A 15,360-nucleotide genomic window follows, 5' to 3' on the forward strand; every position below is an offset into this window, starting at 1 on the left:
AAGCCCAGGTAGAAATTTCACCGATCCCCCCCCAGAGCTGCATCCTCTGTCTTCGGCTCTGGCGGAATATAACTTCCTTTGCGATACACAGGAATTGAACCCACAAGTTTCCCTTCAAGCTGCATATCAATTCGGCCAGCCAGTCCAAAAGTAGGATCTGTCGTTTTTGCATCTCCCCCTGTACTCTCTTGTACCCGGTTATCGAGTAAAATCAGCTTTTTCGTCAATGAGGACGTCTCACTCTTCGCTAGAGGATAGGTGAACCCGCGACCTGTGACCACATCCGTGTTTTGTACAGGCTGTTCTTTTATTGCAATTTCCACCAAAGGGAAGTTTTCAAAACCGAAATCCAGCATACGTGCATGGTCATTCCAATCGTCGCCATCGTTCAGGGTTACCGCAGCAAGCTGTTGCCCATTGCGTGTAGCAGAGCTAACCAGACAACGGAACGCCTTTTTGGTATATCCGGTCTTTACGCCATCGGCCCCCTCGTACAACCGCAGCATTTTATTTTTGTTTTGCCAGGAGTACTCCCAGCTCTCATTCGGATTTGGAGCCGACTTGTTCTCCGTAGCTACAATACGTTTGAACACCTGATTCTTGAGCGCATACGCAGTTAAGCGTGCAAGATCATTGGCGGTGGAGTAATGACCGTCTGCGTCAAGTCCATGGGGATTCATAAAATGGGAATGGGTCAGACCAATTTGCTCTGCCTTTTTGTTCATTAACAGGACAAAGCCTTCTTCAGATCCACCGACATGTTCAGCAATCGCCGAGGCCGCATCGTTGCCTGATCGCAGCATCAGCCCATATAGCATGTTTTCAAGTGTCATTTCTTCACCCAGCTTGAGATAGATGGACGACCCTTCTTTGGCAAAAGCCGAAGAAGTTACCTTTACTTTGTCATCCAGTTTACCGTGTTCAATCGCAACAATTGCCGTCATGATTTTGGTCAAGCTGGCAATTCTCAGTTCCTTATCCCCATCTTTGCTGTACAATATTCGGCCCGATGTTACATCAATGAGAGCAGCGCTTTGCGCATGGTTTGAGGGGCCGGGGATGGTTCCCTGGGCTTCAGCAAGCCCAAATGAGGGAAACAGAAACAAAGGTACAAGCATACATGCCATAAATTTCATTAATTTTCGCATCGATTCATTCCTCCGGGTCACTTGGAATCTTGTACTAGCTTATGTCTGGACAACCCGAAGTATGTCCCAGTGTTAGAAAACAGCAAAAATCCCTCTCGCACATGCTGCGGAAGGGATCTTAACCGAATCATTATTTAGCTGTACGTAGAAGGATCAGGTGTGACAGGAATGCCGGACTCTGCCGGTTGTGCTGTATTACGATTGCGGAACATGTCCTGGATTCTATCCATCACATAAGGTGTGGAATCGATCAATTTCTCGAACAGATGCGTTGAGTTGTCAAGCGGCACGATGTGTACGCCCTGTTTGCCAACTACCAGGAACGCGATAGGACGAATGGATACGCCCCCCCGCTTCCGCCTCCAAATGGTGAGGCAACCGATGCGGAGCTGGCATGTTCAGTGGTACTACTTCCGCTGCTCCCGCCGCTTCCACCTTTGCTGTTTCCATCATTTACATGAAAATCACTGCCACCCGCAGCGAATCCAAATCCCACTTTACTGATCGGCAAAATTACGGTACCATCAGGTGTTTCGACCGCATCGCCCACGATTGTATTGACATCCACCATGGCCTTGATATTTTCCATTGCGGTTTCCATTAAGCCTTGAATTGGATGATCTGACATTTCAATTCCCTCCAGTTTCAATTTAAGCTAGGTTTGATCTAACCATATCATCCCCAAACTTGAAGGGACTTATGTAAGCCAGCCATTTAACTAAACCTCAATACTACAAACCGCTGACTGGGCAAAATAAAATCCGGCAGTTGCAAGCAAACTATAGGAAATTTTCTCATACTCGGTTTCTTCTTAACTACCGAGTAGACCCAGCCAAGACGCATAGTTCCACCCCCGCCACCCCGCAATCATTTTAAATGAAAGGCGTATAACACAGGGACAGTACATACACTTAAATTTGCGATTTACTGTGTTGTTTCTTCAGCTTCAGCTTGCGTCTGCGCCGTTGTTCTTGTAAGAGTTTGAACCACATCCGCCATCCTCCCTCTACTTGAAGCACTCGGGTTAAGAGCGTAAGTCCTGCGATCATGACTGCTGAAATCCGGATCTTTAGTTTCCAATCCAGCTCGGTTTGGAACTCCATCTCGTCTTCCCACACCGGCACAACTTGTAACTTTGGCGTTTGTTCAAAACGGATTTGATAAGAGAGGTATCCAATGATGATCGACTTGATACTCCACACCCAACCTATGAGAACAGCCGTATATGCTGCATCGCCGACGCCAATGCGAGTGGACCAGGACAAATGAGTCATATGTACACGAGTGAGTGTTTGCTTGATCCAGAGCTTTAATGCTTCCGTTGCCCTGAGCATGATTTTTACATCCTTAGCCCATTTTTTGACTTTACGTTTGTTAACACGCTCGCTGCTCTGGGCTTCCCCCCTCGAATGATTCATTCGCTGCTCCGTCTTCACCAGAAAACCTTCCTTCATATTACGAAAGACAATACTAGGAATTTCATAGTTAATACGCACAATGCCATATAACAGACGAACCGTAATCTTGGCATAATCATCATGATTGTGTTTCCTGAATGTAAAATGCACATGAACATACGAGATGAGGACTGCGACAAGAAGCAGTGCGATCAACAAGCCGATTCCTCCAAGCCAAATCCACACAGGCCTTACCTCCAAGCCCTCAATTCTTTTCTCGTCTAGTATGACACTCTATATAGGAAAAAATTCACGTCTGACCTGAAAATTCCATTTAATCTTTGAACGACTACCTTGCACTCCATTCCACATACCACGCCAAAAAAACCGGCACCCCGAAAGGGCAACCGGTTTTGGATCGATCCAGACTGCAAAGTTATGAGTGCGAAGGATCATCTTCGTTATTAATATCGTTTGCATTTGCATCATCTTCGAGATTTGCACTATCCAGGTCCAGGTCCACATGCTGCACATCCAACTTTTCAAAAAGCAGCTGTGTTTCTTCCTCCAGGTTCTCGGAATCTTCAAACAACCCTGGCTCCGGCAGATCTTTGAGCGAAGCCAAACCAAAGTAATCCAGGAAAGACTTGGTAGTGCCATATAGAATTGGGCGTCCAATTGCCTCAGCCCGTCCCACTTCCTGAATGAGATCCTTGTTCACAAGTGTATGAATGGCACGTTCGGATTTCACCCCACGGATCTCCTCAATCTCTACCCGTGTGATAGGCTGACGGTACGCCACAATAGCGAGCGTCTCCAACGCCGCCTGGGATAAAGAGGTACGTGCAGGTGAATAAGCCAATTTCTCAAAATAGGCCGCATGTTCCGGCAAGGTACCCAGTTGGACTACCCCTGCAATTTTAAGAATTTGTACGCCTCGTCCCTGCTTGGCAAATTCAGCGATCATTTCCTCAATCGCATCCGACACCAGTTCGGTTCGCTGATCTACGATTTCGGCGATTTGTTTGATGCTCAGACCTTCTTCTCCGGACAAAAACAGCAGGCCTTCAATAATCGATTTCAATTTCGGAAAATCCATGATTCTTTGTTTCCCCTCTCCACTCCATAACGATATCCTCAAACATCCGCTCCTGATAACAGACGATCTGCTTCATCTTCATCAGTTCCAGCACCGCCAGAAAAGTTACGACAATCTCGTGCCGATAAATTTGGTTATCCAGCAACTTGGAGAATAACAGCCTGCCTCCCGGTCCCATACTTTCCAACGCACCGATGACATCGCGAATACGATCCTTAACCGAGATTTCATCCCGATGGATCCGAGTTACAGTTGTCCGCTTCTCCGCCTTGCGCAGCGCCTTCTGGAAAGCCGCAATCAGATCCGAGGTATGCAAACCCTCGACCGGATTCGATTGTGCTTCTACAGGCATATACGGCCGCAAATCCTCGGGCTCTTTGGAGAAAATAAGGCTGCGTTCCCACTCCCGTTCGTGCAAGTGACGCGCAATTCCCTTGTATTTGCGGTATTCAATCAGACGCGCAATCAGTTCTGCACGTGGATCATAATCTTCATCTTCCATATATGCATAATCCTCAAAGTCCTCGATTACCGGTGGTTTGGGCAGTAATAACTTGCTCTTGATCGACAGAAGTGTTGCCGCCATTACCAGAAATTCACTCGTAATATCCAGCTCCAGCTCCTGCATCGAATGCAGATACGCCATATATTGATCGGTAATATCGCTGATGGGAATATCCTGGATATGAATCTCTGCCTTATCGATCAGATGAAGCAGCAGATCCAAAGGCCCTTCAAAAGTCTCCAGTTTGTATGTAACTACCGTCACTAGACGAATCCTCCCGCCAGAAAAATAAAAACCCCCGCTAAGCCGCCGAATCCGGTCTCCCGTTTTCGTCTGCGCTGAGCAGGGCACTATATTAAATAAGCACTATTTTAGCTGTTTCGTCAAGTTCGCCATTTCAATAGCGGCAGTAGCTGAATCCCAGCCTTTGTTTCCTGCCTTTGTTCCAGCACGCTCAATGGCCTGTTCAATATTCTCTGTTGTAACCAAGCCGAAGATTGTAGGTACGCCTGTTTTCAGGTTAATTGCGGCTACACCCTTAGCCATCTCATTGCACACATAATCATAATGTGTTGTTGAACCACGGATAACCGTCCCCAGCGTAATGACAGCATCATATTTTCCACTTTCAGCCATTTTTTGGGCAATCAACGGGATTTCAAACGCTCCTGGAACCCACGCTACATCCACTTCATCATCTTGTACACCATGACGTTTGAACGCATCCAGTGCTCCACTGAGCAATTTGCTTGTAATGAACTCGTTAAAACGTCCTACAACCACTCCATATTTTAATCCTTCTGATACCAAATGTCCTTCAAAAAAGTGTGGCATTCAAGTCATCTCCCTAATTGTATTATATGATGTACGCAGCTGATCTTTGGAAACTAGTTCACCCTGTTTAACCTCAGAAAAACTACTCAGTTTTTTTCTTCATTCTGCTCGATATCGTCGAACTTTAGCATATGGCCGAGCTTCGCCTGCTTCGTGTGCAAGTAGACCGTATTGTCCTCGTTCTCTTCCATCTGAATGGCAACACGTTCCACCACTTCAAGTCCGTACCCTTCAAGTCCTTTAATTTTGCGTGGATTGTTGGTTAACAACCGAATTTGACGAACCCCTAGATCTTTGAGAATTTGGGCACCAATGCCGTAATCTCGAAGATCGGCAGCAAACCCAAGCTTCAGATTGGCATCCACGGTGTCCAGACCTTCCTCTTGCAGTTTGTAGGCTTTCAGCTTGTTGATCAGTCCAATGCCTCGTCCTTCCTGTCTCATATAGAGCAGGACGCCGTTGCCTTCGTCATGGATCTGTTTCAATGCTGCATCAAATTGTGGACCACAGTCGCATCGATGAGAATGGAATACATCCCCTGTGAGACATTCGGAGTGTACGCGGACCAATACAGGCTTCGATCCGTCAATTTCGCCTTTAACCAAAGCGACATGCTCCTTGTTGTCCACTGCATTTGTGTATGCCACCGCCTGGAATTCACCAAAGTCTGTTGGCATACGTACAGCTACTTCGCGTTTAACCAACTGTTCCTTCTCATTCCGGTACCGAATCATGTCCTGAATACTGATCAGCTTCAGATCATGCTTGCGGGCAATCTCCTGCAGATCTGGAAGTCTGGCCATCGTGCCATCTTCCTTGATCACTTCACAGATTACACCTGCCGGATAAGAACCGCACATAATGGCGAGGTCTACAGCTGCTTCCGTATGTCCCGCGCGTCTTAGCACACCGCCATCTTTGGCGATGAGTGGGAACATATGGCCCGGCTTGCGGAAATCTCCGCTTTTCGCTTCGGGATCAATTAGACCCTTGACTGTAATGGAGCGTTCATGAGCCGAGATGCCCGTTGTGGTATCTTTATGATCTACAGAGACGGTGAAAGCCGTCCCATGAAAGTCTGTATTTTGCTGAACCATAGGCTTTAGGTTGAGTTCATCGGCACGTTGCTGCGTAATGGGAACACACACCAAACCTCTGCCTTCGGTAATCATGAAATTGATCACTTCAGGTGTAGCCTTTTCCGCCAAAGCGATAAAGTCGCCTTCATTCTCCCGATCCTCATCATCCACCACAATAACCGGTTTACCCTGCATGAGATCGTAGATGGCTTCCTCAATAGAATTCAGAATGGATTTCTCTAACATAGGTCCCCCTCCAGTTTCCATTTCAATTTATATTTGTAGTTTATCAATTACGATTTGTTAAGCAAAGCCGTGATTAGCCAGGAAATCCTCACTGATACTTCGCGGCTTGCCCGCACCGGTCTCCTGATGTCCCTTACCATAGTGCAGCAGATGATCCACATATTTGCCCAAAATATCACACTCAATATTGATGGTATCTCCCGTCTTTTTCACATTTAATACGGTCTCACCAATGGTATGTGGAATAATGGATACAGTGAATGCGGTCTGTGAAGTATGCACAACGGTCAGACTAATTCCGTCCAGGGTTACAGACCCTTTGGGTATCAGATATTTGAACAGCTGCATATCGTCAGGTTTGATCTCGAAAACAATTGCATTCTGGTCACGTGTAATGCTGCCAATGACCCCAGTGCCATCGACATGGCCCTGAACGATATGCCCGCCAAAACGTCCACCTGACAGCATGGCTCGCTCCAGATTAACTTTGCTGCCGGATTGCAATTGACTAAGATTGGTATGTCGATATGTCTCGGGCATCACATCGGCAGTAAATCCGCCACCCTCCAGAGTTGTCGCAGTTAAGCATACCCCGTTTACAGCTACACTATCGCCAATCTTTAAGTCGTTCATGATGGCGGAAGCTCCGATATTCAGGACCATCGCTTCGCCTTTCCGACCTATCCGCCGCATCTGACCGACTTCTTCCACCAAACCGGTAAACATGCTACCGCCTCCTTTATTTATTTCATTATCGTTAATTCATTTATTCAGGCCAAACCGGAATTCCGCCAATGCTGATATTATCTCCAACTTGCTCAATTTCCAGCTGATGTAATTGAATCGCCTGACTCATGCGCTCTACACCCTCAAAGCGGAAACTGCCTGGTGTTTCGTATCCTCCGACAATTTTCGGAGCAATGAACATGAGCAGTCGATCTACCAACCGCGCTTCCAGCATGGACCCATTCAATGTTCCACCGCCTTCAAGCAGAATTGAACCAATCTCACGCTCACCGAGCTTGCTGAGTGCACTCAGTAGATCAACACGTGGTCCTGGACCACAACGTATAATCTCCACCCCATAGGCTTCCAGCCGCTCAGCCGCTTCAGGGCTCGCCTCATCTGTTGTAAGTACCCAGGTAGGTGCAAGGCCATCCTTGACCATTTTGGCGCCTACAGGCAGACGTAGCTTGGAATCGACCACGATTCGTACTGGGCTGATCCCTTCCACTTGCAAGCGAGTTGTCAGTTCGGGATTGTCTGCAATGACCGTTTCCACACCAACCATAATTCCTTGATGGCGATGGCGAAGCGCGTGTACAATCTCGCGAGCAGACTCGTTAGAGATCCATTTGCTGTCACCGCTACGCGTAGCAATTTTGCCATCCAGTGTAGAGGCCGTCTTCAAAGTTACAAAGGGGAGTCCTGTTGTAATGTATTTGATAAATTTCTCGTTCATCCGTCTTCCGCGCTCACGCAGCACTCCAACTTCAACTTCGATCCCTTGTTGACGCAGCATGCTGATTCCTCTGCCGGATACTTGCGGATTCGGATCTTCGCAGCATACAACGACACGTTTCACTTTCTCATGAATGAGACGTTCGCTGCATGGTGGAGTCTTGCCATAATGACTACAGGGTTCGAGCGTAACGTACACTGTACTGCCTTCGGCATCACTACCCGCCATGTTCAGTGCATGAACCTCTGCATGACCCGTTCCCCGTTTGAGATGACTTCCGAGGCCCACGATACGTCCTTCTTTTACCACGACACAACCGACTACCGGATTGATTCCGGTCTGTCCTTGTGCCCGTTCTGCCATATCCAGTGCTAGCGCCATATAAAATTCATCATTAATCATTTCCAAGTCCGTTCACCCCACGGTTAAAATCTTAAGTTATAGACCTCCCTTCCAACAGAGAGGCATGTTCCATATCCAATAAAAAATCCCCGTCGAACAAACCGTTCGATGGGGATGATGAGAGACATGTGTCACCAGCAGTACTATTGATACATTGCCAACAACACATCGCCCAAAACTTCATTTCAGGCAAGTGAAAGCAGACACATACCTTAATGAACTTCAATTACAGGTAAAGAGCTTCTATGATGTGGCATATGTATGAAGATTTCCGGAAGTAACCGGATTTCTCCCTGCACAGGAAATGAATTCGTCAAAAACTGTACAGCAACACTCCTGCGGAATGCGGCCCCTAAGGACTGCACCCTCTCCTTCTCCCATCCAGACTATACTGTCGGTTCTGGAATTACACCAGATCAGCCATCTGCCACAGGCAGACGGGTCACGGACTTTGCATCAATGCTGGATAGATATCCTCACATACTGCATCACCGCCGGTAGGGAATTACACCCTGCCCTGAAGGATTCGTTGCGTTATTAATTGGATGTTAGCACTTTAACGTCAAAAAATCAATTGTTTTTTGTTCCTTTTTGTCACATACTAACTTTTAATAAGCTTAAGTGTAAACAAAAACCGCTTCGCTAATTGCGAAACGGTTTACATACGTTTATTGATTAAGCTTCTACTACTTCAACTGTTTCCATTTTGTCGCGACCTTCGAAAGCGTCCACGAATTCCATACCTTTGGTTACTTTACCAAATACAGTATGTTGTCCATCCAAATGTGGTTGCGGTTGGTAGCAGATGTAGAACTGGCTTCCGCCTGTGTTACGGCCTGCATGAGCCATAGCCAAAGTTCCACGCTCATGTTTGTTCGGGTTGATTTCACAGTTAATTGTGTAACCTGGGCCGCCTGCACCGGAACCGTTAGGGCATCCACCTTGAGCTACAAAGCCCGGAATAACACGGTGGAATACAAGACCGTTGTAGAAACCGGAGTTAGCCAGTTTCTCAAAGTTTGCTACTGTGTTTGGAGCTTCTTGATCGAACAAATCGATTATAACTTCTCCGCCGTTTGCCATTTTGATTTTCGCTTGTTTCGCCATATGTAAATGACTCCTTTCGTATTGACCATCGTTAATGGTGCCAGAACGCATGACCCTGGGCCAAGCTTTATAGCACTTTTCTTAGTGTACACTGAAAATGGATTGATCGCAAAATAATAAGCAAGTTTTTTTCAAAATCCAGCCCTAAAGATGCAAAAGAAGACAAAAAAGGAGTGTCCTTTTTTGTCTTCTTCATATAGTGCTCCACTATTTGTTCTTTAATTAACGGGTAACTGGCTGTTTTGCAATACGCTCAGGTACGAGATCATTCTGGATGATGTCCTGATACGTCTCACGGCGTACCACTACATCCCCTTGACCGTCTTTGACAAACACAACTGCCGGACGACGAATCCGGTTGTAATTGCTTGCCATCGAGTAGTTGTATGCGCCTGTGCAAGCTACTGCGAGTAGATCGCCGCTTTGCACTTTAGGCAGGTCCAGATCCCAGATCAGCATATCGCCGCTCTCACAACATTTACCAGCAACAGATACCGTTTCCTGAGCAGCCTCATTTGCACGGTTTGCCAATACAGCCTCATATTTGGACTCATACAGCGCTGGACGTGGATTGTCTGTCATTCCACCATCAACAGCTACGTATTTACGAACTCCTGGAATATCTTTGCTTGTTCCAACAGTGTAGAGCGTAGTTCCCGCTTCCCCTACGATGCTGCGGCCTGGTTCAACCCAGATCTCAGGCACGGCATAGCCGATTTGAGCAAAATGATTTTTCACCGCATCCGTGATGGCTTTCACGTATTGTGAAACTTCAAGCGGTGTATCTCCATCGATATAGCGGATACCGAAGCCACCGCCCAGATTAACCACTTTGAATGCCACGTTAAGACGCTCATACACATCTGCTGCAAACTCAGCAACGCGTTGAACTGCCATTTGGAAGCCTTCAACTTCGAAAATTTGGGATCCGATGTGTGAATGCACACCGAGCAATACCAGATTTGACTGCTTGGAAGCCAATTCAATGGCTTCAAATGCCGTTCCGTTCCCGATATCGAATCCAAATTTGGAATCCGTTTGTCCTGTCGAGATATATTCATGCGTATGCGCTTCAACACCAGGCGTCACACGAAGCAAAATGTTAACTTTGCGATTTTTGTCTGCGGCTACAGCTTGCAGCAAGTGCAGTTCATTGAAGTTATCCACAACGAAGCAGCCAATCTCTGCATCAAGCGCCATTTCGATCTCTTCCAGCGTTTTGTTGTTACCGTGGAAATGAATGCGTTCTGCCGGGAAACCGGCTTGAAGTGCCGTGAACAATTCACCGTCGGATACAACATCCAAGGAAAGTCCTTCTTCCGCAGCAAGGGCACACATCGCCATTACGCAGAATGCTTTACTTGCATAAGCAACCTGGAAACCCAGGCCTGAAGCACGGAACGCTTCCATATACTCTCTGCAGCGCTCACGAACCAATTGCTCGTCCACAACATACAGGGGAGTTCCAAATTGTTCTTTCAAGTCGGTTGTATCGACTCCACCAATTTCCAGATGTCCCTGTGCATTTATTTTACTTGTACCATGTAAATACATAATCTGCATTCCTCACTTTTTTATATACTGGAACAGCTGTTATTCCAATGATTTTACACCAGTATATCAAATTAGAAAATGAGAAGAATGGATTTTTCGGCAGATCATTTGTGTTTTTTACTTTTTTGCAGTTCCCCGTCTGGATCACTGTCCATTTTGGTATTGTCACGCGTTTTGTTGATCGAAGGACGTTTTTTATTTTCCAACAGCGGCAAACGGAACAAAAAGTTACCCAAAGCCTTTGCATTAAACGGTATGAACGGCCAGAGATAAGAAGAGTTGTAGGAGCGATGCAAAGTGAGCGCCACGATAATGAACGTCGTCCCGACAACGAATCCGGGAACCTTGAATATCGCCACAGCAACGAGCAAAAACAATCTGACCAATCGATTAGCCAAACCAAGCTCATAACTGGGTGTTGCAAACATACCAATCGCGGCAATCGCCATGTAAAGTACCACTTCATTGACAAAATATCCTGTTTTTACGGCGATATCCCCGACTAAAATGGCCGCAATCAAACCCATGGCCGAAGCGAGTGGCGTCGGGGTATGGACTGCTGCCATCCGTAATAAATCCACTCCGAATTCAATAAGCAGGAACTGCAGAATCAGCGGGAGCTGGGCATTTTCATGAGGACCGATGAACTCCATTCCTGCTGGCTTAATGGCAGGGTCAATAACCATCAACAGCCATAGCGGCAACAGGAAAAGCGAAATCAGAATACCCCCAAATCGTACCCAGCGCAGATAGGTTCCCATAAAGGCGGTCTGTCTGTTCTCTTCCGCATGCTCACACAGGTCAAAAAAGGTCGTGGGCAGAATCATCACACTGGGTGAAGTATCTACAAAAACAACCACCCTTCCGTCCATCAAATGAGATGCTGTCACATCCGGTCGTTCCGAATAACGAACCAACGGATACGGGTGCCAACCCTTGTTAATAATCGCTTCTTCAAGCTGTTTATCGGCAGCAGGGATGCCGTCGATATTTACTCGTTTGATTTTTTCACGAACGGAATCCACCTGAACCTTGTCCACGATATCGTCAATATATACAACACAGACATCCGTTTGCGATCTGCGTCCAACCTGCATAATTTCAAATTTTAATCCTGGGTCCCGTATTCTTCGGCGCACTAACGCCACGTTGGTCAGAAGTGTCTCCGTGAATCCGTCTCTTGAACCCCGCACCACTCTCTCCAGCGAAGGTTCCTCTGGGGAACGTACCGGATAGCTGCGGGTATCCATAATAATAACGGAACGATCCCCTTCGACAAACATGGCACTCATGCCAGTGAGGACCTTGTTGATGACGGCGCTCATTTTCTCCACTCGCTCAACTTGAATATGAGGAATGTAACATTCGAAATACGACTTCAGCGCATGTCCGGACACTTGCTCCGGTGTAAGATAGGTTAGCCTTTTTAGCACTTCAAGCAGAATCTCATCCTTTGCAAACCCAGTCAGTAGCAACAATCCAACATGTTTGCCACCCAAGACCATTTCCCTCATATTCACATCAAAGGACTCTCCAAGTCCCAACACTTGCTGAAGCGTATATTTGTTATCACTCATGCGAGGGGATATATCGTCGTTTTCCTGCCAATATTCTACCGATTCCTCGATACTGTCAGACATTTCATTTTGCTTCTTCTTTTCGTAAGCCTTCTTTTCTTCTTCCTCCTGAATCTCATAAGGAGATTTATGCATCTTCTCTTCGGATGTTGCTTCGCTGGATTCATGCCCGTCGTTGTCCGATCTTACGTCCATTTCTCATCCTCCTTAGGACTAACGTTTTAACGCTGGTATACAAAAAAGTCAAACAGGGAACCTGTCATCTTCCCCAAAATCATAGCAAGCAACAATCCAAACAAATACGATTTCATGCCCAGTCGTTTTGCCAGCACTGGCAGTACATTCAGCACTTCAGTCAGTGCCGCAGCAAGCAGACCGATGAACACACCGCAAAACAGTCCGATGATCGGGCTCAGCAACAGCACTCCATGCACCTTCCAGTGCCAAAAATCCGCAACGGTACCGAGCAGCGAACCTCCAATCAAGGCCCCTTCATACCAATGGGTTTTGTCATAGGATCGCGTAAGCTGAGCTAGTCTGGGGATCATATCAAGCACGAGAATAAGCGCAATCACACCGCTTCCTACAGCGATTCCCCCCGCAATGCCCAGCACAATGCTGATTGCTCCGTTAAGAACGCTCATCCGCATTCATCTCCCTGCGTTCCTCTTCATGCATACGTTCGGTTTCTTCAATCACTACATACTTGTCTACATTTTGCTGATATAGGAACATTTCCACTTCCAAAGGGGTAGGTTCTTCATTCCACTTTTTCTTGAATAAATGATTGAAGAACACAGCCATACCAAACCCGATCCCGAGAGAATACGCCACCTGAAACAGATACGGATGCTCATCCCGGCGGCCCGTAATCATCTCTACAATTCGAATCTGGACTTCCTGCATGTTTACGTCCGCATGAAAATTCATAATGGTCAATGCTGATCCAAAGAAAAGCAGCAGCCACACCAGGATGAACAGAGATTTGGAAGGCTTGCCACTTCCTACAACCACCTCAACAAGCGTATGACCCGATCCGATTAATTCAACGGTGACATCTGGCAAGGCACGACGGATCTGGGGGATGATCTGCAATATATCAATGAGGATCAGATTGCCGTCCTCCGGTCCGGGGCGCAGCAATTCAAGCTCAAGCAGCCTTCCTTCCTGTTCTTCGGGAGAGGTGAGCAAGTGAGCTACATCTCCAAGCTTGACACTTCGGCCTCTTTGGATGCGAATACGGCTGCGCAAACGAACATAGACCGTTGGAGTGGGTGTCAGGGACATCCGGAACACTCCTTTACTGCGTAATTTAGGTTAGTATTTGAAGAATGTGCAAATTTATTACATTATGGTTGGAAAAAGGTTAGTTGGACCCTGCGGGCGCTTCGGGATGGATCGGCCATCGGTCGCTGTTGCTCTCAGGTTAGTAAGGGACTACACGCAGGCACTCCAGCTGCAGACCAACCTTCCGATCGCTGTTGTCTCCAAATTCTTTTGATTTATTTCTAAATGTTAGAAATTTGGAGACAGTGTATACTTTCGAAGTAGCTTTCTTTCAGAAAGCTTTTAGGCGAACGCTTCGCTCCTTTGTCCGATTCCATCCCTCCGCTGCTTGGGTCCCTTTTTTCCAAAGGGTTGCAATAAATGTGCATGGAGGCGGTAGTAGGAGATTTAATAGCTGGCTTAATTACAGCCTTTTCTCTATTACATTTCTTTTATGACTAATGCACAAAAACAAAAAAAGCCGCTAATATAGCGACTTATTGAGAAGAGAAAACCTTATGGATTGTCTGATCAGGTATCTTTGGGAAAGCCTTACGCATCGTTGTCAGGACTTCCTGTGAAGAGGTTATATCTGAAGAAGGAGTGATTTGGATTACTTCAATATCTTTGGGGAACGGGTGGAAATAACGCATATAAACAAAAACAAAAGCCGTGATTATCAGCAGCACGGATAACAATACTTTCATTTTTTTGTTCAATGTTCAATCCCCTCCTTAATTCTCAACTCCACTTCTCTTCTGAACTTTAACGGGGTGATTTGCATGGCTTTACGAAACTGATTGATAAAATAACTCGTGCTATTAAAACCAACTTCATAAGCAATCTCGGTAATGCTGCGTTCTTGGAGTTGCAACAACTCCACACTTTTTTGAATTCGATAATCAATAACATACTGCATGGGTGTTGTCTTCAACATTCGCTTGAAATAACGGCAGGTCTCCGAGCGACTTAACTGACCCGCCCTCGCAATGTCCTCCAATTGGATTGGTTCGGCGAAGTGCAGGTGAATCCATTCGACCATATCCTTCATTCGCCTGCTTCTGATGATTTCGGATGGATCATATTCCAGCGCGTATCCACTTGTAATCAGATGTTTCCATATCATCAAAAGGCTTGAAGCCACATTCATTTCGTAAAATGGAGGCTGCTCATCCAAATCCTTTTTAACATGCCGGATGGCGTCGAGGACTTGAGCTCCCCATGAAATTTCCCTTTTGATATGAAGATAAGGTAAATTGGTTGCTGAGATATAAGGATGAACATACTTCAAATATAACTCGGATGGCACAACAAAATGCGGGGATACATTTAGACAAAGATAAATACAATTATCCTGCTTACACCGTTGCTCTGCCATGTGCATACAACCACTGTTGATAAACAGCCCGTCGCCTTGCGGCAAAACGATCTTTTGATCATTCACATAAAAAAGAGCTTCGCCCTGGACAACCAAGACAAACTGCAATTCATCATGCCAATGCAAAGGAATATGCCCGTGAACATTGCGTACAATTGTGGTTTCATAACACGCCACAGGCAATGTAACTGTACGATGCTCCGTCAGTTCCCTCCCGTTTTTATCAATTCCAAATTCTATCTTAAGCATATTCTCTCATCTCAATATAATGATATTTATCTGTGCGATATTGATATTATTATAGCC

General features: G+C 46.3%; 15 protein-coding genes, 1 pseudogene and 1 riboswitch. All 16 genes and pseudogenes read right to left on the minus strand.

Annotated features, from left to right (window positions below; genetic code table 11):
- Positions 1 to 17: 17 nt before the first annotated feature.
- Positions 18 to 1,148: a D-alanyl-D-alanine carboxypeptidase family protein gene (locus PTQ21_RS25750; RefSeq protein WP_274567621.1), complete on the minus strand. Its 1,131-nt coding sequence runs from the start codon at positions 1,146 to 1,148 to the stop codon at positions 18 to 20.
- A 134-nt stretch (positions 1,149 to 1,282) separates the two neighbouring features.
- Positions 1,283 to 1,776 (minus strand): annotated as a pseudogene (gene ytfJ / locus PTQ21_RS25755) (GerW family sporulation protein).
- A gap of 283 nt (positions 1,777 to 2,059) precedes the next feature.
- Positions 2,060 to 2,791, minus strand: coding sequence for a DUF2953 domain-containing protein (locus PTQ21_RS25760; protein ID WP_063565746.1), 732 nt, complete (start codon positions 2,789 to 2,791; stop codon positions 2,060 to 2,062).
- Between the two features lie 190 nt (positions 2,792 to 2,981).
- Entirely contained in the window at positions 2,982 to 3,644 is a 663-nt protein-coding gene (gene scpB, locus PTQ21_RS25765) for an SMC-Scp complex subunit ScpB (RefSeq protein ID WP_064636808.1), read from the minus strand.
- On the minus strand, positions 3,613 to 4,413 hold the full coding sequence (locus PTQ21_RS25770; protein ID WP_063565744.1) for a segregation and condensation protein A: 801 nt from the start codon (positions 4,411 to 4,413) through the stop codon (positions 3,613 to 3,615). Before PTQ21_RS25770 ends, scpB begins: the two co-directional genes overlap by 32 nt.
- A gap of 102 nt (positions 4,414 to 4,515) precedes the next feature.
- Positions 4,516 to 4,983, minus strand: a complete 468-nt coding sequence (gene ribH, locus PTQ21_RS25775; RefSeq protein WP_063565743.1) for a 6,7-dimethyl-8-ribityllumazine synthase — start codon at positions 4,981 to 4,983, stop codon at positions 4,516 to 4,518.
- A gap of 86 nt (positions 4,984 to 5,069) precedes the next feature.
- Positions 5,070 to 6,308, minus strand: a complete 1,239-nt coding sequence (locus PTQ21_RS25780) for a bifunctional 3,4-dihydroxy-2-butanone-4-phosphate synthase/GTP cyclohydrolase II (RefSeq protein ID WP_072735283.1) — start codon at positions 6,306 to 6,308, stop codon at positions 5,070 to 5,072.
- Positions 6,309 to 6,365: 57 nt separating this feature from the next.
- Positions 6,366 to 7,034 carry a riboflavin synthase gene (gene ribE / locus PTQ21_RS25785; RefSeq protein ID WP_274567625.1) on the minus strand — a complete coding sequence of 223 codons (669 nt, stop codon included), beginning with the start codon at positions 7,032 to 7,034 and terminating at the stop codon, positions 6,366 to 6,368.
- A gap of 40 nt (positions 7,035 to 7,074) precedes the next feature.
- Complete coding sequence (ribD, locus tag PTQ21_RS25790) at positions 7,075 to 8,178, minus strand: bifunctional diaminohydroxyphosphoribosylaminopyrimidine deaminase/5-amino-6-(5-phosphoribosylamino)uracil reductase RibD (protein ID WP_063565740.1); 1,104 nt, start codon at positions 8,176 to 8,178, stop codon at positions 7,075 to 7,077.
- A 359-nt stretch (positions 8,179 to 8,537) separates the two neighbouring features.
- A riboswitch (FMN riboswitch) is annotated at positions 8,538 to 8,701 on the minus strand.
- Positions 8,702 to 8,847: 146 nt separating this feature from the next.
- Positions 8,848 to 9,279 carry a peptidylprolyl isomerase gene (locus PTQ21_RS25795; RefSeq protein WP_072735284.1) on the minus strand — a complete coding sequence of 144 codons (432 nt, stop codon included), beginning with the start codon at positions 9,277 to 9,279 and terminating at the stop codon, positions 8,848 to 8,850.
- Between the two features lie 222 nt (positions 9,280 to 9,501).
- Entirely contained in the window at positions 9,502 to 10,833 is a 1,332-nt protein-coding gene (lysA, locus tag PTQ21_RS25800) for a diaminopimelate decarboxylase (protein WP_063565739.1), read from the minus strand.
- Positions 10,834 to 10,937: 104 nt separating this feature from the next.
- The gene (locus PTQ21_RS25805) at positions 10,938 to 12,545 is read right to left on the minus strand and encodes a spore germination protein (RefSeq protein WP_063565767.1); all 1,608 of its coding nucleotides are present in this window, start codon (positions 12,543 to 12,545) and stop codon (positions 10,938 to 10,940) included.
- Positions 12,546 to 12,631: 86 nt separating this feature from the next.
- Entirely contained in the window at positions 12,632 to 13,060 is a 429-nt protein-coding gene (locus tag PTQ21_RS25810; RefSeq protein ID WP_175480740.1) for a stage V sporulation protein AB, read from the minus strand.
- Entirely contained in the window at positions 13,041 to 13,697 is a 657-nt protein-coding gene (locus PTQ21_RS25815; RefSeq protein WP_274567630.1) for a stage V sporulation protein AA, read from the minus strand. The genes PTQ21_RS25810 and PTQ21_RS25815 overlap by 20 nt, the downstream gene beginning before the upstream one ends.
- Before the next feature lie 476 nt (positions 13,698 to 14,173).
- Positions 14,174 to 14,395: a hypothetical protein gene (locus PTQ21_RS25820; protein WP_274567631.1), complete on the minus strand. Its 222-nt coding sequence runs from the start codon at positions 14,393 to 14,395 to the stop codon at positions 14,174 to 14,176.
- The gene (locus PTQ21_RS25825) at positions 14,392 to 15,303 is read right to left on the minus strand and encodes an AraC family transcriptional regulator (protein WP_274567633.1); all 912 of its coding nucleotides are present in this window, start codon (positions 15,301 to 15,303) and stop codon (positions 14,392 to 14,394) included. Before PTQ21_RS25825 ends, PTQ21_RS25820 begins: the two co-directional genes overlap by 4 nt.
- Positions 15,304 to 15,360 lie beyond the last annotated feature (57 nt).

Origin of the sequence: Paenibacillus marchantiae (assembly GCF_028771845.1) — a bacterium.
In the GTDB taxonomy this organism is placed as follows: domain Bacteria; phylum Bacillota; class Bacilli; order Paenibacillales; family Paenibacillaceae; genus Paenibacillus; species Paenibacillus marchantiae.